This window comes from Lentzea sp. NPDC055074 (genome assembly GCF_053608005.1).
Window position 1 is genome coordinate 93,575 of the sequence record NZ_JBSGUQ010000020.1, and the last position, 22,785, is coordinate 116,359.

Here is a 22,785-nt window from a genome sequence, read left to right on the forward strand (position 1 = left end):
CGTCTCCCGCGTGCGGTCGGCCTGGCGCTGCCTCGTCTCCACCCGCCCGAGTCTTCCGTCGAACAAACAAACAGTCAAGCCTGCTTGTAAATGCGCCGAGTAGCGTCCCGCCTCGATGACCATCGTGGAGAGACTCAGGGCCGCCGGCTGCGTGTTCGCCGAGGAAGAGGCCGCACTGCTCGAACAGGCCGCCACCAGCCCGCAGCACCTCGAAGACCTGGTGGCCCAGCGGGTCGGCGGCCTCCCGCTGGAGCACGCCGTCGGCTGGGCGATGTTCTGCGACCGGCGGATCGTGGTCACCAGGGGCGTCTTCGTCCCCCGCCACCGCACCGAACTGCTGGTCGACCTCGCCACCGACCTGAAGCCGGACGTGATCGTCGACCTGTGCTGCGGCTCGGGCGCGGTGGGCGCCGTGCTCCAGCACCGCCTCCCCGACGCCACCGTGTACGCCGCCGACATCGACCCCGCGGCCGTGGCGTGCGCGCGCCAGAACCTCACGAACGTCTTCGAGGGCGACCTGTTCGACGCCCTCCCCACGCACCTCCGGGGACACATCGACGTCGTGGTCGCCAACGTCCCGTACGTGCCGACCGGCGACATCGCGTTCATGCCCACCGAGGCCCGCGACCACGAGGCACGGGTGGCGCTGGACGGCGGCGCGGACGGCCTGGAGGTCCTGCGCCGGGTGGCCACCCAGGCCGCGACCTGGCTCCGCCCCGGCGGCCACCTGCTGAGCGAGACCAGCGAGCGCCAGGCACCGGCCGCCCTGGCCGCGTTCACCGCCGCCGGACTGACCGCCAAGCTCGTGACCAGCGAAGACAGTAACGCAGTGGTCGGCAGCCGCTAAGATCCGTACAATGTACGGTATGTCGTACGACGAGGTCATGCAGTGGTTCGAGAAGTGGGACGCGCTCGCGGTGAAGGGCGACGTCGAGGCGATGGCCGACATGGCGCTGTTCCCGGTCAACACGGTCACCGACGGTTCGGCGACGTCGTGGGACCGCGAGACGTTCCTGCGCGAGATGGGGGCCCAGCTGGGCGGTGACGTGCAGATGGAGTCGAAGAGGACTCCGCACTTCATCAACGACAACCTGGTCTTCGTGATCACGGACGGCACGATCAACGGGATCACGGTGCGCTACGGCGACCTGCTCACGCGGGTCGGCGGCGACTGGAAGTTCCAGACGATGGCCCAGGGCGGATGGGCCGAGTAGAGGACCACCCCGGGGAAGGGGGCGTCCACCACGGTTCTCGAACAGGGGCGTTTCAGAGCAGGGTGAGCTGTTCCTGATCGACGCGCGGCGCCGGCACACCCACCGGCAGGCTGCCGTCGGGCCACACGCCGTCGTCGTCGCCGGGCACACCGGTGACGGCGTCGGTGGACCGCCCCTGCGGCGCCAGGCCGTGCTTCTCGATCAACGGGACCACCCGCGCGGCGAGCCGTGCGCGATACCGCTTGTCCACATAGGACCGGTTGCCGTACAGGTACCGGTACGTCTCGACCAGATCCGGGTGCTCCCGCCGCAACCACGCGGCGAACCACTCCTTGGCACCGGGCCGCAGGTGCAACGGCAGCACGGTGACGCCGGTGGCACCGGCCGCCGCGATCTGCTCCAGCAGGAAGTCCAGCTGCTCGGTGGAGTCCGTGAGCTCGGGCAACACCGGCGCCACGAACACCCCGCACGGCAGGCCCGCGTCCCGCACCTTCCGCACCAGCTCCAGCCGGGCGGCGGGCGTCGGCGTGCCGGGCTCCAGCGACTTGTGCAGGTCCCGGTCCATCAACGCGAGCGACACCGCGATGCCGACCGGCACGACCTCGGCGGCCGCGGTCAGCAACGGCAGATCACGCGCCAGCAGCGTGCCCTTCGTGAGGATCGAGAAGGGCGTGCGGGAGGCGGTCAACGCCTCGATGATCCCTGGCATCAAGGCGTACCGCCCCTCCGCCCGCTGGTACGGATCGGTGTTGGTGCCGAGCGCGACGTGTTCCTGCCTCCACCGGTTCGACCGCAGCTGACGCGACAGCACCTCCCCCGCGTTGACCTTGACGATGAGCTGGTCGTCGAAGTCCTTGCCGGTGTCGAGGTCCAGATAGGAGTGCGTGTTCCGCGCGAAGCAGTTGTGGGACACGATCCCGTTCGCGATGAAGTCCGCGGTGCCGGTCGAGATGTCGTAGAGGGTCATCTCCCCCAGCGGTTCCACCGACACGACGCCGAGCGGCTGCTGCGACTTGATCGCCACGCCGTCGATGTCGCGCTTGCGGGTGATCGACGGGTCGACGGTGTGGAAGAACCGCAGGTTCTCCCGCAGCCCGCCGCGCAGCCGCACGACCCGCACACCACGCCGGCGGCGCAGTTCCTCGATCGCGAAGTCGAAGTCGAAGTGCTTCAAAGCCAAGCAGATCGCTTCCAGAACGGTGGCGTTGCGCGTCGAGAGCCGCAGGATGCTGCGCGAGCAGGTCCCGAGGTAGTCGAACGCGCCGGCCAGGAATCCCTTGAGCCAGTCGGGGTTCGGGGCTATCTGCCAGTGCGCGAGCTCGCGCACCTGGTGCAGAAATCCCCTCCCTTCTCGCACTCCGAAGTAGTCGAGATACTCCTGAGTGCGGTCCATGGCCTCGATGTCGGCCAGGGGGATGTGGAACTCGGTCTCGTCGTCGACCATGCCGCGCAGGTAGCCGCGGCGGTAGTCGTCGGTCACGGCGGGTTGCTCGACGAACGCCCCCGTGCCCATCAGCTTGTTGCCGGTCGTGAGGTGCGGCCTGCGCCCCACGCCCGCCGTCTCGCCCGTCACGTGCTTCCAGCCGCGGTCGGTCAGGAACCGGTGGTCACCGGACGCGACCACCGTCGTGCCGTCCTCCAGCGTCAGCCGGTACGCGGTCTTGCGCGTCTCCCAGTGCGCGAGAACGGTCGTGAGCTTGTAGCGCCGGTAGTTGCCGACGAGCTCGGTGCCGTAGATCTCGTCACCTTCACGCAGCTCGGACAACGGTTTCGTGCGACCGTTGCCCATGAGGATCGGCGTGTCACCGGCCAGACAGTAGGTGCAGGCGTGTGAACAGCCGCGATACGGGTTCACCGTCCACGAGAACGGCAACGACGAACCCGGCACCCCGTTGAGCACGGATTTGGCGCGGACCTCGTGGAACACCACGTCCGTGAACTCAGGAGTTCGTACGCTGCGCACCAGTCCCGGTAGCCCCGGTAGTGCCAGCTGCGGCTCTGCCTCGAGTTTCTGTCCGTCCCATCGCACACTTCGATTCGAACACATGTTCGAACAGCGGTCAAGGAGCGCACGTGTCACCCGTTGAGGTAGCAGGCTTCGTCACCGGCGCACTGTGCGTGTGGCTGGTCGCCCGGCAGAACCCCTGGAACTGGCCCATCGGGATCGCGAACAACATCGCGTTCCTCGTGCTGTTCTGGGGCAGCGGCCTCTACGCCGACTCCGGCCTCCAGATCGTCTACATGGCACTCGCGGTCTACGGCTGGTGGGCGTGGGTGCGCGGCGGCGAGCAGCACTCGACGCTGAACGTCAGCCGCACCACGACACCGCAGTGGGTCTGGCTCGCGGTCGCCGGCGTGCTCGGAACCGGGCTGCTGCACTGGATCCTCGTCACCTTCACCGAGTCGACCGTGCCCTTCTGGGACGCCGTCACGACCGTGCTGTCGCTGCTCGCCACCTGGGGGCAGGCACGCAAGAAGGTCGAGTGCTGGTGGCTGTGGATCGCCGCGGACGTCATCTACGTGCCGCTCTACGCGTACAAGGAGCTGTACCTGACCGCGGTGTTGTACGTGGGGTTCATGGTGCTGTGCGTGCTGGGGTTGCGGAACTGGACGAAGGACCTCAGGAGCAACGAGGTGGCCGCGTGAAGGAGTTCGACCACGCGCTCGTGCTCGGCAAGTTCTACCCACCGCACAACGGCCACCACCACCTCATCGAGACGGCGGCCTCCCGGAGCGAGCGCACGACCGTCACGGTGCTGGCGGCCTCGCACGAGACCCTCCCCCTCGAACACCGCGTGCGCTGGCTGACCGAGACCCACCGCGACACCCCCGGCGTGCGCATCGTCGGCGACCTCGACGACCACCCGATGGACTTCGACTCCGACGAGATCTGGGCCCTGCACGTCGACCTGACCCGCGCGGTCCTGGCCCGCCGGGCGATCGCGGACGGCGACCCCTCGCAGGCACGCGTCGACGTCGTGTTCTCCAGCGAGAAGTACGGCGACGAGCTGGCCCGCAGGCTCGGCGCCCAGCACGTGCTCGTCGACCTCGACCGCCTCACGCACCAGGTCTCCGGCACCGCGATGCGCACCGACCCCGTCGCGAACTGGCACCACCTCGCGCCCGCGACCCAGCGCGGCCTGGGCTGGAAGGTCGTGGTCGTCGGCGCGGAGAGCACCGGCACGACGACGCTGTCGAGACAACTCGCCGCCCACTTCGGAGCCCCCTGGATCCCCGAGTACGGCCGCGAGCACACCGAGCACAAGCTCACCGCCGCGCGCGCGTTCGACCCGGCAGCCACGGTGGACGGTCTGGTGTGGACCCTGGGCGACTTCGAAGACGTTGCGCACGAACAGGAACGCCGCATCCAGGCCGAGACCGCGCCGCTCGTGATCGCGGACAACGACGCGTTCGCCGCGACCGTGTGGGGTGAGCGCTACCTCGGTTTCCGCCCGGATCTCCCCCTCGGCACCGCACCGGACCTGTACCTGCTGACCGACCACACCGGCGTTCCGTTCGAACAGGACGGCTGGCGCGACGGCGAACACCTCCGCGAGTGGATGACGGGTCTGTTCGAACAGGAGCTCACGCGCCGCGGTGTGCCGTGGCTGAAGCTCACCGAGAACAGGTTGGCGACGGCCATAACCGCCGTCGAACATCTCATGGGGCAGGATGTCGCGCGTGGGTCACGGTCACGGGCATAGCAATGCGCTGAACGAGGAACCGGCTTCGCAGCGCGTGCGCACGTTGCTGCTGTGGCTGCTGGTGCCGTTCGCGCTGGCCACGATCGTCGGCGCCGCCCTGCTGTACCCGTTCGGGGTCGAGCAGAAGACCGGCGCCGAGATCGGCCTGCACCAGACGCCGGTCGAGGCAGTCGTCACGGGCGTCGCCGAGAACTGCGGCGAGAAGTGCGTCGCGGTGACGGTGCGGATGACCGACGGCGCCGCGAGCGGGCAGAGCATCACGATCCCGAGCGTGAAGGGTCCGGGAGCACCGAGCTTCAAGCTCGGCGACGAGGTGGTGCTGTCCTACGCGGGCAGCCAGCCGCAGGCCGCCGAGTCGTACCAGATCGTCGACTTCCAGCGCGGCTGGTCGCTCGCCGTGCTGGCGCTGCTGTTCGCGGCCGCCGTGCTGCTGCTCGGACGCTGGCAGGGCCTCGCCGCGTTGGGCGCGTTGCTGCTGAGCTTCGTGGTGCTGGTGCTGTTCATCATGCCGTCGATCCTGGCGGGCCAGAACCCGCTGATGGTGGCGGTCGTCGGCGCCGGGCTGATCATGTTCGTGGTCCTGTACGTGACGCACGGCATATCGGCGCGCACGTCGACGGCGGTGCTCGGAACGCTGGTGAGCCTGGCGCTGATCGGCGTGCTGGGCGCGGCGTTCTCGGCCCTGGCGAGCCTGACGGGCATCGACGACGACACGACGAACCTCGTCACCCTGCTCGGCACCGACATCGACACGCGCGGCCTGCTGCTCGCGGGCACGCTGATCGGCGCGCTGGGCGTGCTGGACGACGTGACGGTCACGCAGACCAGCGCGGTCTGGGAGCTCCGGCGGGCCAACGACGAGCTGACGTGGCGCGAGCTCTTCGCGGCGGGCTCGCGGATCGGGCGCGACCACATGTCGTCCGTCGTGAACACCCTGGTGATGGCCTACGCGGGTGCCGCGCTGCCGTTGCTGCTGGCGATCTCGCTGGCCGGGCGGTCGATGGGCGAGATCCTCACCGCGCAGCAGATCGCGCAGGAGATCGTGCGAACCCTGGTCGGCAGCATCGGCCTCGTGGCGGCGATCCCGGTGACCACCGCCCTCGCCGCCCTGGTCGCGGTGCGCCAGGAGGTCGCCCCCGCGCAGGCTCCCGAACCCGACCCCGAGCCTGAACCCGAGCCCAAGACCAAGACCGTGAAGCGCGCCGCGAAGCCCGTGAAACCGCGGCCCGCGCGCATCGAGGGCGACCTCTACACCGGCTACGACCCCGACAAGGGGCCGTGGGAACGGCCTAGTGAGCCAAGAGCACGAAGAGCAGCGCCAGCACGCCCGGCACCACCTGCACGAAGAAGATCTTCCGGCTCGCCGTGAACGTGCCGTAGATGCCGGCGACGATCACGAACACCGTGAACAGCACGGACGCGCCGAAGTCCTGGCGGACGATCGCGTAGATCAGACCGGCGGCGAGGAAGCCGTTGTACAGGCCCTGGTTCGCGGCGAGCGCCTTGGACTCCTGCGCGAACTCGGGCGTGAGGCCGAACGCCTTCTGCCCGCGCGGCGTCGTCCAGAGGAACATCTCGAGCACCACGATGTAGATGTGGATCAACGCCACGAGGGCGAGCAGAACGTTGGCGATGACCTGCACTTGGGTTCCTCCTCAGAGCTGACACACGCGGTGAGACAATAGAGCAGTGGGAAGACAACGGCCCGACACAGAGGCGATCACCGAGTCGATCGACTCCGGTGTCGCGGAGCTGGTCCCCGATCTCGGCGGCCGGCGCTCCTGGACGTTGCGGGTCAACGGAACCCCACAGTCGCATGTGGACCTCGACGACCCGACCTACCTGGAGTTCGAGTACGTCCGCCGGCTGGGTCACATCGTCGATCTCACCGCGCCTTCGCGTGTGCTCCACCTCGGTGGTGGCGCTCTCACGCTAGCGCGCTACGTCGCCGATCTACTCCCCCGTGCGTCTCAGCAGGTGGCCGAGATCGACGCGGGCCTGATCGCGTTCATCCGCCGCGAGCTCCCGCCGCCCCCGCGGGTGAAGATCACCACAGGCGACGCGCGCGCCGTGCTCGTCAAGGCGCGCCCCGGCTCGTTCGACCTGATCGTCTCCGACTGCTTCGCCGGCGCCCGCACGCCCGCCCACCTGACGTCGGTCGAGTTCGTCCAGCAGGCGTCGGCCGCGCTCGCCGACGACGGCATCTACGCCGCGAACATCGGCGACGGCAACGGCCTGCAGTTCGCCCGCGCCCAGTGCGCGACCGTGCGCGCGGTGTTCGAACACGTCTGCGTGATGGCCGAACCGGGCGTGTTCCGCGGCCGCCGCTTCGGCAACTTCGTGATCATGGCCTCGCACAACGGCCTGCCGATGCAGCAGCTGACCCGAGCGACGGCCGGCGACCCGTTCCAGGGCCGCGTGGAGCACGGCACGGGGCTGACGAAGTTCATCGGCGGCGCGCCGGTCACCACCGACGCGACCGCGACGCTCTCCCCCGCCCCGCCGTCCGGGCTCTGGGGCACCTAGTCCAGCGAGGTCACGAACTTCGAGACGGCCTCCGGATGGAGCTTCTGCGCCATCCGCCCGGCCGGCGCGAGCGAGCCCAGCCGGTACAGCGGCCGTTCCGCGGCGGCGAGCCCACGAGCCTCGGCCCGCAGCTGCGCGACGAGCAGCTCCGAGAACACCAGTCCGGGCGTGTCCCCGCGCGCGGCCAGCGCGTCGGCGAGGCGGCGCAGCTGGTAGACGCCCAGCTCACGCCCGCCCGTGCCCGCGTACATCGAGAGGGCGACGTTGATCGCCTTCTTGTTCCCGCGCACGAACAGCCCGACGGTCCGCGCGCCACGCAGGTCCGTGACCAGCAGGTCGAGACCGTCGGCGGTGGCCAGGTCGACCTTGCGCGTGCCGAACGCCCGCACGTACACGGTCGTGCCCTCGAGCCACACCGTGCGACGCGCCTCGGACATCGCCAGCAGGATCACCGGCACCGACACGATCGCCCCGGCGATGACGCCGGGCCAGCGGCCCCCGATCAGCCCCACGATCGCGCCGAAGGCGAGGGCGACCATGATGCCGCCGATCGCCACCATGCGCGCCCGCTTGCGGACCGTCGCCTTGTCGAGCAGGTCGAGAACGAGCTTGTCGTCGCTCACAGCGCCTTCCGCACCTCTTCGACCACGTCCGCCAGCGGCACCGTGACCTGCTCGCCGGTCGCGAGAGTCTTGACGCCGATGTTGCCGGCCTCCAGGTCGCGCTCACCGAGCACCAGCGCGATCCGGGCACCCGACTTGTCGGCGGCCTTGAAGCCCGCCTTCATCGAACGGCCGCCGTAGACCAGGTCGGTCCGCACTCCGGCGGCCCGCAGCTCACCGGCGATCGCGACCAGGCGAGAGCGGGCGGCCTCGCCCAGCGGCACGCCGATCACGTCGACGCGGCTGAACTCCGGCAGCACGCCCTCGGCCTGCGCCGCGAGCAGCGCACGGTCGACGCCGAGACCGAAGCCGACGCCGGACAGCTCCTGACCGCCGAGCTGCGCCATCAGGCCGTCGTAGCGACCGCCGCCGCCGATGCCCGACTGGGCGCCGAGACCGTCGTGGACGAACTCGAACGTCGTCTTCGTGTAGTAGTCGAGACCGCGGACCATGCGCGGATTCTCGACGAACTTCACGCCCAGCTCGGTCAAGTACCCCTTGACGAGCTCGTAGTGCTCACGGCAGGCGTCGCACAGGTTGTCGACCATCAGCGGCGCCTCGGCGACCATCTCGCGCACCTCGGGGCGCTTGTCGTCGAGCACCCGCAGCGGGTTCAGCTCGGCGCGCTGGAGGGTCGCCTCGTCGAGCGGGAGCTTCGCGAGGAACGCCTGCAGCTTCTCCCGGTACGCGGGACGGCAGTTCGCGTCGCCCAGCGACGTGAGCTCCAGGCGGTACCCGGTGAGGCCGATCGCGCGGAACCCGGCGTCGCCGACCGCGATGACCTCGGCGTCGAGCGCCGGGTCGTCGATGCCGATCGCCTCGATGCCGACCTGGTGGAACTGCCGGTACCGGCCGGCCTGCGGGGCCTCGGCGCGGAAGAACTGGCCCGCGTAGTAGAGCTTCGCCGGCAACGAGCCGCGGTCGAGGCTGTGCTCGATCACGGCCCGCATCACGCCCGCGGTGCCCTCGGGGCGCAGCGTGATCGAGCGGTCGCCTCGGTCGAGGAAGGTGTACATCTCCTTCGACACGACGTCGGTCGACTCGCCGACACCGCGCGCGAACAGCGCCGTGTCCTCGAAGACCGGCAGCTCGATGTAGCCGTAGCCCGCGAGCTCGGCCGCGCGGGTCAGCGTCGACCGGACGTGCGCGAACGCGGCGGACGTCGGCGGGATGTAGTCGGGAACGCCTTTGGGTGCGGAAAACACGTCTCTCAGAGTCCTCGGTGCGGGGCGGCCTGCGCGTCGTGCGGCTGAACAGCGTCCTGCAACTGGAGCAGGTAGGGGTTCGTCGCACGCTCGCGGCCTATGGTCGTCGTCGGGCCGTGGCCGGGCAGCACCACTGTGTCATCGGGCAAGGTCATGACCTTGCTCTGCAGAGACGACAGCATCGCGGAGTGGTCGCCACCCGGCAGGTCGGTGCGTCCGATGGAACCGGCGAAGAGCGTGTCACCCGAGATCACCAGGCGACCGCCTTCCTGCACACCGGACCGGAACATCACCGACCCGCCGGTATGGCCCGGCGTGTGGTCGACGGTGATCTTCAGACCGGCGAGGTCCAGGTCGGCGCCGTCGGTCAGCTCGCGGACCTCGGACGGCTCCCGCATCTCCAGGTTGCCGCCGAAGAACGCGGCCGACTCGCGGCTGATGCCCTTCAACGGGTCGGAGAGCATCGCTACGTCATCCGGGTGGATGTAGGCGGGAACGTCGTTGCCGTCGCAGACGGGGGTGACGGAGAAGGTGTGGTCGAAGTGCCCGTGCGTGAGCAGCACGGCGACAGGCGCGAGACGGTGCTTGCGCAAGGCCTGCTCGATCGGTTCGACCGCGTCCTGACCGGGATCGATGATCACGCAGGGCTCGCCCTCACCGGCCGCCAGGACGAAGCAGTTCGCCTGGAGCGCACCAGTGGGGAACCCGATCACGAGCACGAAAATGACCTCCCTGTTCAACGACAGCCTAACCACCACACAAAGCTCATATGCCCAGGCCCTAGACTCCCGAGCCGACCGCCCTATTCGCATGAGTCCCTGGGGAGGGAGCACGTGCCCACCAACGAGCAGCGACGCGCGGCAGCCAAGCGCAAGCTTGAGCGTCAAATGGTCTACCGCCAGGAGCGGGCCAAGAAGCGTCGCATCATCGCCGTCGTGTCGACGGTCGTCGTTGTTGCGCTCGTCGGAGGTGGCGTGTGGTTCCTCGCGACCAACGACGTCTTCGGCAATGGCGACGCCGCCGCGTCGGAGACTCCTACCCAGGAGTCGGTGGACAAGGCGGAGAACATCCCCACCGAAATGCACCAGATCGTGAAGCGGCCGACGGCGCTTCCCGCAACGGTGAACTGTGAATACACGAAGGGCCAGGAGCCGGCGGCCAAGGAGAACACGCCGCCCGCGAACGGCGAGCAGTCCACCACGGGCACCGTCGGCGTCACGCTCGGCACCTCCATCGGTGACCTGAAGCTGAACCTCGACCGCTCGCTCGCGCCGTGCACCGTCCACAACTTCGTGGAGCTGGCGAAGCAGAAGTACTTCGACAACACGACGTGCCACCGCCTCACGGTGACCGGCATCCAGGTCCTGCAGTGCGGCGACCCCGGCGGCAACGGCATGGGCGGCCCGGGCTACTCGTTCAAGGACGAGGTCTACCCGGAGCTCACCTACGGCCGCGGCGTGCTCGCCATGGCGAACTCGGGCCCCGACACCAACGGCTCGCAGTTCTTCATCGTCTACGGCGACGCCTCGAACCTGCAGGCCAAGTACAACGTGTTCGGCACGGTCGACGCGGAGTCGCTGAAGAAGGTCGACGAGGTCGCGAAGACCGGCACGATCTCCCAGCAGCCCGGCCAGGGCGACGGCAAGCCGAAGACCCCGGTCGACATCAAGTCGGCGCTGGTCGCGAACTAAGCGCCTCCCGGCACCACTCGCACACGACGGAGCCCCCGCCCTTCTCAGGACGGGGGCTCCTCTCGTCTGGACCCCAGTTGCGGTGACCCGCTACGACGCCGAGGTCACCCGGTAGACGTCGTAGACGCCCTCGATGCCACGCACGGCCTTCAGGACGTGGCCGAGGTGCTTCGGGTCGCCCATCTCGAACGAGAACCGGCTGACGGCCACCCTGTCACGCGACGTCGTCACCGACGCCGACAGGATGTTCACGCGCTCGTCGGCCAGCACCTTCGTGACGTCCGAGAGCAGCCGGTGCCGGTCGAGCGCCTCCACCTGGATGGCGACCAGGAACACGCTGGAGGCCGACGGCGCCCACTCGACGTCGAGGAGGCGTTCCGGCGACTTGAGCAGCTCCTCCGCGTTCGTGCAGTCGGTGCGGTGCACGGACACGCCACCGCCCCGCGTCACGAAGCCGAGGATGTCGTCACCCGGCACCGGGGTGCAGCAGCGGGCGAGCTTCACCCACACGTCGCCCGCGTCCTTGACGATCACGCCCGCGTCGCCGGTGGGGCGGCGCCGGGTGACCGTGGACGGGGTGGCGCGGTCGGCCAGTTCCTCCTCGGCGTGGTCGACACCGCCGAGCTGCGCGACGAGCCGTTGCACGACGTGGCGGGCGCTCGTGTGGCCCTCACCCACCGCCGCGTACAGCGCGCTCATGTCCGGGTAGTGCAGTTCCTTCGCGAGGGCCTGCATCGAGTCGACCGAGACCAGGCGCTGGATCGGAAGCCCGACACGCCGGACCTCCTTGGTGATCGCGTCCTTGCCCTGCTCGATCGCCTCTTCCTTGCGCTCCTTGGCGAACCACTGCTTGATCTTCGCCTTGGCGCGCGGGGACGCCACGAAGCTCAGCCAGTCGCGGGACGGGCCCGCACCCTCCGCCTTGGAGGTGAAGATCTCGACGACCTCGCCGTTCTCGAGCTTGCGCTCCAGAGCGACCAGACGACCGTTCACACGGGCGCCGATGCAGCGGTGACCCACCTCGGTGTGCACGGAGTAGGCGAAGTCGACGGGCGTGGACCCCGTCGGCAGCGTCTCCACGTCGCCCTTGGGCGTGAACACGAAGATCTCGCGCGCGGCGAGGTCCCAGCGCAGGCCTTCGAGGAACTCACCGGGGTCCGCGGCTTCCCGCTGCCAGTCGAGGAGCTGGCGCATCCACGCCATCTCGTCGATCTCGACGGACTTGCCGTTGTGCGTGCCCTTGGTCTCCTTGTAGCGCCAGTGCGCGGCGATGCCGTACTCGGCCCGCTGGTGCATCTCGGACGTGCGGATCTGCACTTCCAGAGGCTTGCCGTCGGGACCGATCACGGTCGTGTGCAGCGACTGGTACACGCCGAACCGGGGCTGCGCGATGTAGTCCTTGAACCGGCCCGGCATCGGCTGCCAGGCGGCGTGCACGACGCCCATCGCGGCGTAGCAGTCACGCACCTCGTCCACGAGGATCCGGACGCCCACGAGGTCGTGGATGTCGTCGAAGTCCCGTCCGCGGACGATCATCTTCTGGTTGATCGAGTAGTAGTGCTTCGGCCGGCCCTCGACCTTCGCGACGATCCGCGCGCTCTCCAGCTGGGTGTTGAGCTCGCTGACGACGGACCTCAGGTACGTGTCGCGACTCGGCGCGCGCTTCGCGACCAGGCGGACGATCTCGTCGTACTTCTTGGGCTGCAGGATCGCGAACGCGAGGTCCTCCAGCTCCCACTTGACCGTCGCCATCCCCAGGCGGTGAGCGAGCGGCGCCAGCACTTCGAGCGTTTCCCGGGCCTTGCGGGCCTGCTTCTCCGGCGGCAGGAACCGCATGGTGCGCATGTTGTGCAGCCGGTCGGCGAGCTTGATGACCAGGACCCGCGGGTCCTTCGCCATCGCGATGACCATCTTGCGGATGGTCTCGGCCTCGGCCGCTGCCCCCAGCTTGACCTTGTCGAGCTTCGTGACTCCGTCGACCAGCCGGGCGACTTCCTCACCGAAGTCTTCCTTGAGCTGGTTGAGCGAGTAGTCGGTGTCTTCCACGGTGTCGTGCAGCAGCGCGGCCACCAGCGTCGTGGTGTCCATGCCCAGCTCGGCGAGGATGGTCGCCACGGCGAGCGGGTGGGTGATGTACGGGTCGCCGGACTTGCGGCGCTGCGGGCGGTGCTTCTCCTCGGCAACGTCGTACGCGTGCTGCAGAAGCGCCAGATCGGCCTTGGGATGGAGGTCACGGTGCACGGCGGCGAGAGGTTCGAGGACCTGCTTCACCGGGGCCGCACGTTGGGCGGTGATACGCCGCGCAAGGCGGGCGCGCACACGCCGGGTAGCCGACGGTTGAACAGCCGTCGCAGCGGGTTCGGTGTCTTGACTCAACCCCACGCTCCTCGGGTCTCGCGAGTACCGAGGATAACGCGTTCACGCTGACGAAACTTCCGATGGAGCGCTGAGCGGCACAGCTCACACGGTGAACGCAGCACAAACTTCCGTTGAGCCGATCAGGCGACGACCTTCACGAACGCCCGCCAGGCGACGACCGAGAAGGCCAGAACGGCACCCCGGGTGGCCTTCGAATCACGCACGAGAGCGTCCGCGGCAAGCGACACCTCAACGCACGAGCCGCTGTCCGTGTTGCCGCTGTAGGTGCTCTTACGCCAGCTCCGGCCGAGCGTCATGAAGGTCCTCCCGCAGTCCGCTGACGTAGTGCGTCAGCATGCTCCGCGATTGTCCCTCATCAAGTGCCAGCGCATCCAACCACTTGAAGAACTCTCGGCTGCTCGCAATGGCTTTGCCGTCGTGCGCGAAGAGCTGCGCCACATCGTTCTCGCTGTAGGCGACCGGCACCATCTTCTCGAAGCTGAAAAGCCGCCGCGCAGACCTCATGGCGATGGCGACCCCCGCCGCCATGGGCACGATCCGCAAGCTGTGGGTCTCGAAGAGGAGGCGCAGGTACTGCTCCTCCATGATCTGGGCGTTGCCCACCCGCATTCTGAGTGCGAGCTCGTGCACGAAAAAGGTGCATTCTGGCCGATTCGGACGCCTCAGAACCGCTTGCCGATCGATGCGCAGTTGAACGAACTTCTCGATGTTCTCGTGGGCTTCGTTGCCTCCTTCGATGAGCAGCGCTCGGGCGTACTCCGGGGTCTGCGCCAGGCCGGGCATGGTCAGCCCGTCGAAGCTGGTGATCTTCACGGCCTGCGCCTCCGCCAAGGCGAGCGTGCGCAGGTTGTCGGGAACGATGAGGACGTAGGGGTCGAAGGCGTAGCGGTAGCGGTCGCGGAAGGCCTCGAAGTGGTCGGTGTCGCGGCCGCACATCATCAGGTACTGCACGAGGTCGATCTCGCTCGCACGCGCTTTGCCCTTCTCGATGTTGGAGACCTTGCTCGGGTCCCAGCCGAGTTGTTCCGCGAAGGCGTGGCCGGTGAGGGCCGTGAACTTCTCGCGGAGGCGGCGCAGTTCGTCGCCCAGGTCGCGGCTGTAGGCGGTGGAGGTGATCGCGGTCATTCGTCCGACGGTAGGCATTGGCCCTCCTCCACGAACCGGCTCATACGGGTGAAAACGGATGCTCGAAGCGCAGGTCGCACGCCTTGCGGAGGGCTAGGCGACCTGGTGGTGGCGGAGTGCGGTGTTGGCCCTGGGGACGCGGTCGGGGTCGAGCCACGCGGGCGGGACGAACGTCGGGATTCCATTGTGGAGCTTCACCTCCCAGTCGCTGCGGTGGATCAGGGTGTGGTGGTGGCGGCAGAGCAGGGCGGCGTTGTCCACTGAGGTCTTGCCGCCTTCCGACCAGAATCTGAGGTGGTGGGCGTCGCAGTGCTTCGGCGGGCGGTCGCAGCCCGGGAAGGTGCAGCCCTGGTCTCTCGCCACGAGCACGCGGCGGAGGGACGCGGGGAACGTTCTGGTCTTGCGGCCCACGTCCAGCGCCTCGGAGCGGCCGCCGAGGACCACCGGGATCACGCCCGCGTTGCAGGCGAGACGGCGGACCAGCGAGGCCGGGACACGGGCCTGGGTGTTGAGCCGGGCCAGGCCCGTCTGCTCGACCAGGCCCTCGTAGGACATCGTCAGCGTGAGCGCGACCGGCTCGCCGCCGTGCTCCGGCAAACGATCGGAGCGCAGCACGAGGTCGATCAGGTCGGCGAACGCGTCGCCTTCGCGCTCGACACGGGTCCGGGCGTCGACGCCTTCCTCCGGGGTGGTGGGGCGGGGCTTGGCGAGCGGGTCGATCAGCGTCTCGAACTTCGCGCCGGCCTCTTTGCCGAGCCGGGCCCAGATCTCCAGCCGGTCGCCCTTCCACTCCATGCGGAGCCGGTTGACCTGACGCGACACCTCGGCGGGCTCTCGGGGCTCCTCGCCGTCCTGGTCGGCCAGGTACGCCAGCTCCTTGCCGAACGACCGCACCGCGCTGGGCTCGTGGGCCTTGGCGTACTCCACGAGGGACTGCTCCACGAGAGACTGCTCCACCGCGGCAGGCAGCTCCTTCATCACCTCGGCCACTACCGACACGTGCTCACCGGAGAGCACACCCTCCGCCGCAGCGGCGGCGGTGAGCGGCAAGGCGGGCTCCAGCACCGAACCGGACGGCGTGATCTCCCCCGTCACGGCCTCGGCGCGGGCGACCCACTGACGCGCGGTCTTCAGGTCCCACCGCACGGCATCGCGCAACACGTGAGCGACATTCCGATAACCCAGCTCGACGGCCGCACCACGCCGCTCCAACTCAGCGATCTTCAACATCATCACATTCTCGAGAACGCGAATCTCCACCACGGCACCGACGACTGCGGCAAGCAGCTCGTCGGTGGCCAGAAGGCGGAAGTCTCGTTCGCTCATGCGTTCGACATTACCGCAAGATCACAGCAAAAAAGCACGTCAGAGCAGCCACGTTCGGGTGAACCATATGGACAAACCGCCATAGGCACCGTAAGCGCGCACCTCTCTTGTAGCAACGCAACCACTAGAAACCACGCACACAACAAAACGCGAAAAACGCACAACGACCACGTGCCGCAACCACGCACGCAAAAGGACCACAGAATTGCGTTCCGGCACACGCCCGACGAAGGAGGGCATGTACCGGCTCGGCGAAGCCGTGCCCTGACACCCCACCAACACCCGCCTGACAAACTCGACCAGGTGAGGACTCTGCTCTGGTGCGCCGCGATGACGTTCGTGTGGCTGGGCACGATGGCGTACCTGGCCCTCGACGACCCCGGCTACGTGGACCCGAGGTCGATCATCGGCTCGACGGTCGGCTGGGTCGTCGCGACCACGCTGAGCTGGCTGGTCTTGAGGCGCGCGAAAGCACCGCAACTGTGGGAGTTCGCGGTCGTCACGGCACCGGCGTCACTGGTCACGCTGGTCTTCGTCAGCATCGGCGCCGCAATAGTGGCGCCCCCGCCCGTCGTGTGAGCTCGTCCGCGATCACGGAGACGCGCTGACACGAAGCTGGCATGATCGGCCACTCGGCGTGAACGAGGTCTGGGGGGACCGCTCATGTTTTCTGCTCCGCCACCGTCCGGACCGCCCGCCCGGCGGGGAACTCCGCTCGCGCACTGCGCCGCGGGTGCCGCGGTCTGGTACGTCGCGCTCATCGCGGCCTTCGTCATCGTCGGGCTGAGGAGCGGCGAAGGCCTGGGCAGGATCGTGCCCGTGCTCCTGGTGGGCGCGGCCCTGTTCGCGGTCACCACGTTCACCACCTACCTGATCCTGCTGAGGATCCGGCTCCAGCCGTGGGTGCTGATCCTGGTGACGCTGCTGGTCTACTTCGTGACGTGGTCGCTGATCAGGGGCGTCATGGGTGCGCTGGGCGCCGTCTTCCGGATGATGGTCGGCTGACAAGCTGTGCCCATGCACTCGCACCGCCCGATCTGGCACTGCCTGGCGTTCGCGGGCATCTGGTACGCCGCGATCGTCCTGCTCAACCTCGTCACGAACGGCGCGGCCGAAGGCGTGCGCGCGGCGACGCTGGGAGTGGTGCCGTGGCTCGGTGCGGCCGCCGCGCTGATGCGGGTCGGGCACGGCGAGATGAAGGCGTGGCGCCTGATCCTGCTGGGGCTGCCGATCTTCTACTTCCTGTGGGCGATCACCGTGGTGGTCGCCTACAGGTTCGTGGTGCCTGTCACGGGCTAGACGGCGTGACTAGACGGCGAGAAGTGCGCTGACCTCGCGGCCGGCGAGCCGCGAACGGCCTCCCAGGGCCGAGATCTCCAGCACCACCGACACACCCGTCACGATGCCGCCCGCGCGCTCCACGAGCGTGCAGGCGGCCTCCGCGGTGCCTCCGGTGGCGAGCACGTCGTCCACCACGACCACGCGCTGGCCCGGCTGGATGGCGTCGGCGGGAAGCTCCAGCGACGCGGAGCCGTACTCCAGGTCGTAGGAGACCGAGTCGGCGACCACCGGCAGCTTGCCCGGCTTGCGCAGCGGCACGACGCCGTAGCGCCAGCCGTAACCCAGGGCAGCACCCAGGAGGAAGCCGCGCGACTCGATGGCGGCGATCACCTGGGTGCTGTCGTCGATCTTGTCCTGGAGAGCGTCGACCACGGCGCGCAGGGCGTCGGGGTCGGTGAGAACCGGCGTGAAGTCCCGGAAGACGACCCCCTGCTGGGGGAAGTCCGGGACTTCACGCATCAGTCCCAGAGCACGATCCAATTTCAACGCTGGCGCTTCCCGGTCGGACGGCGGCGGGCGTCGCCTGCCTTGGCGGTGCGGTGGGGCACCGACGCGGCGGCGGCGTACGCCTCTTCCTTGCGCAGGTCGGCGGCGAGGGCGTCCTCGTCGACCGACTCGATGCCCTCGACGGCCTGCGGGCTCGTGGCCTTGGCGCGGCGGGCCGCCACGCGCTTGGCCTGCGCGATGTACTTCGGGTCGCGCATCTTCAGGTCCACCAGCACCGGGGTGGCGAGGAAGATCGAGGACAGGGCACCGATGAACATGCCGACGAGCTGCACGAGCGCCAGGTCCTGCAGGGTGCCGACGCCCAGGATGCCGACGCCGACGACCAGCAGGCCGATGACCGGGAGCAGCGCGATCAGCGAGGTGTTGATCGAGCGCATCAGGGTCTGGTTCAGCGCCAGGTTCGCCGCCTCGGCGTACGTGCGGCGGGTCAGGCCCAGCAGGCCTCGGGTGTTCTCCTTGACCTTGTCGAACACGACGACCGTGTCGTACAGGGAGAAGCCGAGGATCGTGAGCAGACCGATCACCGTCGCCGGCGTCACCTCGAAGCCGATGAGGGAGTACACACCGGCGGTGATGATGACGTCGTGGAACACGGCGACGAGCGCGCCGACGGCCATCTGCCACTCGAAGTAGAACACCAGGAAGATCGTCACCGCGACGAAGAACCAGAACAGGGCCCACAGGGCCTTGCCGCTGATCTCACCGCCCCAGGACGCGGAGACGGCGCTGTCGGAGATCGCCGTCTGGCCGCCCTGCGGCTGGGTGTCCGCCGCGAGAGCGGTCTTGAGCGTCGCGACCTCGGAGACGTTCAGCGCGGGCGACTTGAGCTGGATCGACGCGCTGGCGCCGGAACCGACGGCCTGCACGGCGTTCGGCTTCTTGCCGGGCAGCGCCTTCGCGTACACGTCCTCGACGGTGGACGTCGAGATGGTCTGGCCGCTGGCGGACACCGACGGCATCGAGATCTTCGTGCCGCCCTTGAAGTCGATGCCCAGGTTGAAGCCGTTGAACACCATCGAGCCGATGCAGATGAGCAGGATGATGGCCGAGACGATGTACCAGCGAACGCGCTTGCCGACGATGTCGAACGCGCCGTTGCCCACGTAGAGGCGCGAGAACACGCTGCTCACGTCAGGCCTCCTTCACGGCGGTCTTGCCGGTCGTGGTCGCACGGTGCGCGGCGCCCTCTCGGGCGGCACCACCCAGACCGGACAGGCTCGAGTTGGACAGGAACTTGGACTTCGACGCGATCGCGACCAGCGGGTGCGTCACGAGGAACACGACCACGAGGTCGAGGACCGTCGACATGCCCAGGGTGAACGCGAAGCCCTTCACCTGGCCGACCGCGATGACGTACAGCACGGCGGCGGCGATGAAGCTGACCGCGTCGGCGGAGAGGATCGTGCGCCGCGAACGGACCCATGCGCGCGGCACGGCCGAACGGAACGTGCGGCCCTCACGCACCTCGTCCTTCAATCGTTCGAAGAAGACGATGAACGAGTCCGCTGTGATACCGATGGCGACGATGAACCCGGCGATGCCGGCGAGGTCGAGCGTGAAGCCGATGACGCGGCCCAGCAGGACCAGCACCGCGTAGATGACCACCGCGGACAGGACCAGCGACAGGATCGTCAGGATGCCCAGCAGGCGGTAGTAGAACAGGCAGTACACGAAGACCAGCGCGAGGCCGATGCCGCCGGCGATGAGACCCGCCTTGAGCGACTGCAGGCCGAGCGTCGGGGAGATCGTCTGCGCCTCGGACGAGTCGAAGGACAGCGGCAGCGCGCCGTACTTCAGCGTGTTCGCGAGGTTCTGGGCTTCCTTCAGCGTGAACTTGCCGCTGATCTCGGTGGAACCACCCGAGATGGCCGACTGGATGGTCGGCGCGGACATGACCTCGCCGTCGAGCACGACCGCGACGGCCTGCTGGACGTTGGCCGCGGTGAACGAGCCCCACTTGGTGCCGCCCTCGGACTTGAAGTCCAGGTTGACGACGTAACCGGTGCCGTTCGGGTTGTTGTTCGCGGCGGCGTTGCTGATGTCCTCACCGGTCAGCCGGGAGTAGTTCGAGAAGTCGTCGGCCTTGGTCTGGGTGTCCTCCTTGGGAGGGTTGACCGGGGCCAGCGTGTACTTGAACTCGCCCTTCTCGTCACACGTGACGAGAGGCTTGTCCAGGTCGTCGTTGCCGCGCAGCGGGTCGGGCTGCGTGCAGTCGAGCATGAGCGCGGCCTGCTGCAGGATCTGCGGGTCCGTCGCCTGGCGGAGCGCCTTCGCCTCCTGGATCTCCTTCGCGACCTTCGGGTCGACGTTGGAGGGGGCGGGCGGCGTGCTCGGCGCGGTGCTGGACGGCGCGGCGCTGCTCGAGGGCGGCGTGCTGGAGGGCTGCGCGGCCAGGTTCGGCGCGGGACGGCCCTGCGGTGCGCCGCTCGACGGCGGCGGCGTGCCGGCGCTCTGGCTGGCCGGGGCCGAAGGCGGGGTGCTCGCGGAGCCCGACGGCGGAGTGCTCGTCTGCGTCTGCGGCACGGCGCCCGCCGGGACCGGCTGGCCGATGACCTTGCGGAACGCGAGGCGAGCGGTCTGGCCGAGGCCCTTCGCGCCTTCGCTGTCCGCGCCCGGGACCGTGATCACCAGGTTGTTGCCGTCTCGCACGACCTCGGCACCGGAGACGCCGAGACCGTTCACGCGGACCTCGATGAGGTCACGTGCGCGGTTGAGCGCCTCCTCGCTGGGTTGGGCTCCGTCTTCCTGACGCGCGGTCAGCGTGACGAGCGTGCCACCCTGCAGGTCGATTCCGAGCTTGGGTTTGGCCGAACCGTTCCCGGTCAAAAACACCAGGGCGTAGAGCGCGACCACGATGAGGACAAAACTCGCCAAATACTTCGCAGGGCGAATTTGCCCGGCCGGAGGTGCCACGATCCGTCCGTCTCCTAGTAGCGATGGTTTCCGAGCGCGCAGCGTAACGCGCGCCGCGTGAGCTGCGCGTCACTACCTGGAGTTGGCGGTGTTCACAGTTGCCAACTCCAGGTGTCACGCGCCAGTTCGTTACTTCTTGGCGCTGTGGTCCAGGGGCTCGGCGACCTGTGCGGTGGTCGCGGGCACCTCTTCCTCGACGACGTCGTCAGTCTTCTCGACGACGGCCTCGTCCGTGTCGGCGACCTTCTCGCGAATGGCGGCACGCAGCCAGCGCGTGACGACACCCTCGGAGATCTCGATGTCGATGGTGGTGTCGTGGCTCGCGTCGGCAACGGTGCCGTAGAGACCCGACGTCGTCATCACCTTGTCGCCAGGGGCGAGCGAGTCCTGCAGGTTCTTCTGCTCGGCCATCGCCCGCTTCTGCTTGCGGGCGCTGAGGAACAGCGGCACCGCGAGCAGAACCAGAAGCAACGGGAACATCAAAGACGAAAGGTTGCCCATCATTCTCCGATCAAGTGGACATGCCTCGACGCACGTCCGATATGTCCAGGTGCTTTCACCGATTGTGCCAGGTCACCACAGTTGATCACCGGCGGGCGGTTCGAGCCCCAGGTGGTACCACGCTGCCGGCGTCGCCACTCGGCCTCGCGGTGTCCGGGCCAGCATGCCAGCCCGCACCAAATACGGTTCGCACACCTCTTCGACGGTGGTCTGCTCCTCCCCGACCGCGACCGCGAGGGTGGCGACGCCGACCGGGCCCCCGTTGAAGCTCTTGACCAGCGCGTTCAGCACCGCGCGGTCCAGTCGGTCGAGGCCGAGCTCGTCGACGTCGTAGACGACGAGGGCCTGCTGGGCGATGGCCTCCGTCACGCGGCCGTCGGCCCGGACCTCGGCGAAGTCGCGGACGCGGCGCAGCAGCCGGTTCGCGATGCGAGGCGTGCCCCGGGACCGGCCGGCGATCTCGATGGCGGCGTCCTCGGCGATGTCGACGCCGAGGATCTTGGCGCTGCGCTTCACGATGAGATCGAGCTCGGCGGCCGTGTAGAACTCCATGTGACCGGTGAAGCCGAAGCGGTCGCGGAGCGGTCCGGTGAGCGCGCCGGACCTCGTCGTGGCTCCTACCAGCGTGAACGGCGCGATGTCGAGCGGGATGCTGGTCGCCCCGGGGCCCTTGCCGACCATGACGTCGACGCGGAAGTCCTCCATCGCGAGGTAGAGCATCTCCTCCGCCGGGCGGGCCATGCGGTGGATCTCGTCGATGAACAGGACGTCGCCCTCGACCAGGTTGGACAGCATCGACGCGAGGTCGCCCGCACGTTCCAGGGCGGGGCCGCTGGTGATGCGGATGGCGGCGCCGAGCTCCTTGGCGATGATCATCGCGAGCGACGTCTTGCCGAGGCCGGGAGGGCCGCTGAGCAGGACGTGGTCCGGGGCGGCGCCCCGGCGCATGGCGCCGTGCAGGACGAGCTCGAGCTGTTCGCGGACGCGTTGCTGGCCGACGAACTCGTGCAGGTCGGCGGGGCGCAGGCTGGTCTCGAGGTCGCGCTCGGCGGGCGCGACGTACGGACTGAGCTCGTCCTCCATCACTTGCGCCCCAGGGTCGCGAGAGCACGGCGCAGGACGGCGGACGTGGACTGGTCGGGGTTCTCGGCCAGCACGCCGTCGACCGCGGACTCCGCGGACTTGGCCGGGAAGCCGAGGCCGAGGAGCGCCTCGACGACGTGGTCACGCGTCTGGCTGTGCGCGGGCGTCGTGGGCGCGGAGAGCTGACCGACCTTGTCGCGCAGCTCGATGATGAGGCGTTCGGCGCCCTTCTTGCCGATGCCCGGGACCTGGGTGAGCACGGTGATGTTGCCCTCGGCGAGCGCGTGGCGCAGCTTGTCCGGCTCCAGCACGGCGAGGGTGGCGAGCGCGATCCGCGGGCCGATGCCGCTGACGGTCTGCAGCAGGCCGAACAGCTCGCGGGCCTCGGCGTCGGCGAACCCGAACAGGGTGAGGCTGTCCTCGCGGACGATCAGCGTGGTGGCGAGGCTCGCCTCCTCGCCGCGGCGCAGGGAGGCGAGCGTGGTCGGGGTCATCTGGACGGCGAACCCGACGCCGCCCACCTCGACGACGGCGTGGTCGAGGCCGACGTGCTGCACCTGGCCGCGCAGTGACGAGATCACCTTGTTCCTCCGGACTTCACTCGCTGG

The 22,785-nt window shown here is 68.7% G+C and carries 25 protein-coding genes; 10 read left to right on the forward strand and 15 right to left on the reverse strand.

Annotated features, from left to right (window positions below):
• Positions 1–115 precede the first annotated feature (115 nt).
• Together ACWF7A_RS35090 and ACWF7A_RS35095 are read left to right on the forward strand one after the other, a co-directional pair.
• Positions 116–847 (forward strand): putative protein N(5)-glutamine methyltransferase, encoded by a 732-nt coding sequence (locus ACWF7A_RS35090; RefSeq protein ID WP_452254808.1) that lies wholly within the window; start codon positions 116–118, stop codon positions 845–847.
• Positions 848–866: 19 nt separating this feature from the next.
• Positions 867–1,214: a nuclear transport factor 2 family protein gene (locus tag ACWF7A_RS35095; protein WP_452254809.1), complete on the forward strand. Its 348-nt coding sequence runs from the start codon at positions 867–869 to the stop codon at positions 1,212–1,214.
• 52 nt (positions 1,215–1,266) lie between these two features.
• Here ACWF7A_RS35095 and ACWF7A_RS35100 read toward each other — a convergent pair whose 3' ends face one another.
• Positions 1,267–3,261 (reverse strand): intein-containing Rv2578c family radical SAM protein, encoded by a 1,995-nt coding sequence (locus ACWF7A_RS35100; protein ID WP_452254810.1) that lies wholly within the window; start codon positions 3,259–3,261, stop codon positions 1,267–1,269.
• A 26-nt stretch (positions 3,262–3,287) separates the two neighbouring features.
• Between ACWF7A_RS35100 and pnuC the strand changes: the two genes are divergently transcribed.
• Genes pnuC through ACWF7A_RS35115 form a run of 3 tightly spaced genes read left to right on the forward strand, consistent with a single transcriptional unit; the run spans position 3,288 to position 6,287 of the window.
• Positions 3,288–3,860, forward strand: a complete 573-nt coding sequence (gene pnuC / locus ACWF7A_RS35105) for a nicotinamide riboside transporter PnuC (RefSeq protein ID WP_452254811.1) — start codon at positions 3,288–3,290, stop codon at positions 3,858–3,860.
• On the forward strand, positions 3,857–4,918 hold the full coding sequence (locus tag ACWF7A_RS35110; RefSeq protein WP_452254812.1) for an AAA family ATPase: 1,062 nt from the start codon (positions 3,857–3,859) through the stop codon (positions 4,916–4,918). The genes pnuC and ACWF7A_RS35110 overlap by 4 nt, the downstream gene beginning before the upstream one ends.
• A gap of 34 nt (positions 4,919–4,952) precedes the next feature.
• Entirely contained in the window at positions 4,953–6,287 is a 1,335-nt protein-coding gene (locus ACWF7A_RS35115) for a YibE/F family protein (RefSeq protein WP_452254813.1), read from the forward strand.
• On the opposite strand, the gene ACWF7A_RS35120 is transcribed toward ACWF7A_RS35115, so the two are convergent.
• Positions 6,208–6,561, reverse strand: coding sequence for a DUF1304 domain-containing protein (locus tag ACWF7A_RS35120; protein WP_433213360.1), 354 nt, complete (start codon positions 6,559–6,561; stop codon positions 6,208–6,210). The genes ACWF7A_RS35115 and ACWF7A_RS35120 overlap by 80 nt on opposite strands.
• A gap of 46 nt (positions 6,562–6,607) precedes the next feature.
• Between ACWF7A_RS35120 and ACWF7A_RS35125 the strand changes: the two genes are divergently transcribed.
• Positions 6,608–7,444: a spermidine synthase gene (locus ACWF7A_RS35125; protein WP_452254814.1), complete on the forward strand. Its 837-nt coding sequence runs from the start codon at positions 6,608–6,610 to the stop codon at positions 7,442–7,444.
• Here ACWF7A_RS35125 and ACWF7A_RS35130 read toward each other — a convergent pair.
• From ACWF7A_RS35130 to ACWF7A_RS35140, 3 genes are read right to left on the reverse strand one after another with little or no spacing between them, the layout of a single operon-like run.
• The gene (locus ACWF7A_RS35130) at positions 7,441–8,067 is read right to left on the reverse strand and encodes a hypothetical protein (RefSeq protein ID WP_452254815.1); all 627 of its coding nucleotides are present in this window, start codon (positions 8,065–8,067) and stop codon (positions 7,441–7,443) included. The two genes, ACWF7A_RS35125 and ACWF7A_RS35130, sit on opposite strands and share 4 nt — an antisense overlap.
• Complete coding sequence (gene hisS / locus ACWF7A_RS35135) at positions 8,064–9,311, reverse strand: histidine--tRNA ligase (protein WP_452254816.1); 1,248 nt, start codon at positions 9,309–9,311, stop codon at positions 8,064–8,066. Before hisS ends, ACWF7A_RS35130 begins: the two co-directional genes overlap by 4 nt.
• Positions 9,312–9,316: 5 nt before the next feature.
• Positions 9,317–10,030 (reverse strand): MBL fold metallo-hydrolase, encoded by a 714-nt coding sequence (locus tag ACWF7A_RS35140; RefSeq protein WP_452254817.1) that lies wholly within the window; start codon positions 10,028–10,030, stop codon positions 9,317–9,319.
• 114 nt (positions 10,031–10,144) lie between these two features.
• Here ACWF7A_RS35140 and ACWF7A_RS35145 point away from each other — a divergent pair, with 114 nt between their 5' ends.
• Complete coding sequence (locus ACWF7A_RS35145; RefSeq protein ID WP_452254818.1) at positions 10,145–11,002, forward strand: peptidylprolyl isomerase; 858 nt, start codon at positions 10,145–10,147, stop codon at positions 11,000–11,002.
• 90 nt (positions 11,003–11,092) lie between these two features.
• On the opposite strand, the gene ACWF7A_RS35150 is transcribed toward ACWF7A_RS35145, so the two are convergent.
• The 4 genes from ACWF7A_RS35150 to ACWF7A_RS35165 form a co-directional block, all read right to left on the reverse strand.
• Positions 11,093–13,378 (reverse strand): RelA/SpoT family protein, encoded by a 2,286-nt coding sequence (locus ACWF7A_RS35150; RefSeq protein WP_452254819.1) that lies wholly within the window; start codon positions 13,376–13,378, stop codon positions 11,093–11,095.
• Positions 13,379–13,500: 122 nt separating this feature from the next.
• Entirely contained in the window at positions 13,501–13,677 is a 177-nt protein-coding gene (locus ACWF7A_RS35155) for a DUF397 domain-containing protein (protein ID WP_452254820.1), read from the reverse strand.
• The gene (locus ACWF7A_RS35160; RefSeq protein ID WP_452254821.1) at positions 13,652–14,506 is read right to left on the reverse strand and encodes a helix-turn-helix domain-containing protein; all 855 of its coding nucleotides are present in this window, start codon (positions 14,504–14,506) and stop codon (positions 13,652–13,654) included. Before ACWF7A_RS35160 ends, ACWF7A_RS35155 begins: the two co-directional genes overlap by 26 nt.
• Before the next feature lie 93 nt (positions 14,507–14,599).
• Complete coding sequence (locus ACWF7A_RS35165; protein ID WP_452254822.1) at positions 14,600–15,832, reverse strand: DUF222 domain-containing protein; 1,233 nt, start codon at positions 15,830–15,832, stop codon at positions 14,600–14,602.
• A 303-nt stretch (positions 15,833–16,135) separates the two neighbouring features.
• Between ACWF7A_RS35165 and ACWF7A_RS35170 the strand changes: the two genes are divergently transcribed.
• From ACWF7A_RS35170 to ACWF7A_RS35180, 3 genes are all read left to right on the forward strand, one after another.
• Entirely contained in the window at positions 16,136–16,411 is a 276-nt protein-coding gene (locus ACWF7A_RS35170) for a hypothetical protein (RefSeq protein ID WP_452254823.1), read from the forward strand.
• An 84-nt stretch (positions 16,412–16,495) separates the two neighbouring features.
• Positions 16,496–16,837 carry a hypothetical protein gene (locus tag ACWF7A_RS35175; protein ID WP_452254824.1) on the forward strand — a complete coding sequence of 114 codons (342 nt, stop codon included), beginning with the start codon at positions 16,496–16,498 and terminating at the stop codon, positions 16,835–16,837.
• A gap of 12 nt (positions 16,838–16,849) precedes the next feature.
• The gene (locus ACWF7A_RS35180; protein WP_452254825.1) at positions 16,850–17,131 is read left to right on the forward strand and encodes a hypothetical protein; all 282 of its coding nucleotides are present in this window, start codon (positions 16,850–16,852) and stop codon (positions 17,129–17,131) included.
• Between the two features lie 9 nt (positions 17,132–17,140).
• Here the strand turns inward: ACWF7A_RS35180 and ACWF7A_RS35185 are convergent, their stop codons facing one another.
• The 6 genes from ACWF7A_RS35185 to ruvA form a co-directional block, all read right to left on the reverse strand.
• Positions 17,141–17,632, reverse strand: a complete 492-nt coding sequence (locus ACWF7A_RS35185; RefSeq protein WP_452254826.1) for an adenine phosphoribosyltransferase — start codon at positions 17,630–17,632, stop codon at positions 17,141–17,143.
• Positions 17,633–17,655: 23 nt separating this feature from the next.
• Positions 17,656–18,810: a protein translocase subunit SecF gene (gene secF / locus ACWF7A_RS35190; RefSeq protein ID WP_452254827.1), complete on the reverse strand. Its 1,155-nt coding sequence runs from the start codon at positions 18,808–18,810 to the stop codon at positions 17,656–17,658.
• Position 18,811: 1 nt separating this feature from the next.
• Positions 18,812–20,593 carry a protein translocase subunit SecD gene (gene secD / locus ACWF7A_RS35195; protein WP_452254828.1) on the reverse strand — a complete coding sequence of 594 codons (1,782 nt, stop codon included), beginning with the start codon at positions 20,591–20,593 and terminating at the stop codon, positions 18,812–18,814.
• Positions 20,594–20,722: 129 nt separating this feature from the next.
• Positions 20,723–21,073 (reverse strand): preprotein translocase subunit YajC, encoded by a 351-nt coding sequence (gene yajC, locus ACWF7A_RS35200; RefSeq protein WP_452254829.1) that lies wholly within the window; start codon positions 21,071–21,073, stop codon positions 20,723–20,725.
• Positions 21,074–21,166: 93 nt separating this feature from the next.
• Entirely contained in the window at positions 21,167–22,177 is a 1,011-nt protein-coding gene (ruvB, locus tag ACWF7A_RS35205; RefSeq protein ID WP_452254830.1) for a Holliday junction branch migration DNA helicase RuvB, read from the reverse strand.
• Positions 22,177–22,758, reverse strand: a complete 582-nt coding sequence (gene ruvA / locus ACWF7A_RS35210) for a Holliday junction branch migration protein RuvA (RefSeq protein WP_452254831.1) — start codon at positions 22,756–22,758, stop codon at positions 22,177–22,179. Before ruvA ends, ruvB begins: the two co-directional genes overlap by 1 nt.
• Positions 22,759–22,785: the final 27 nt, after the last annotated feature.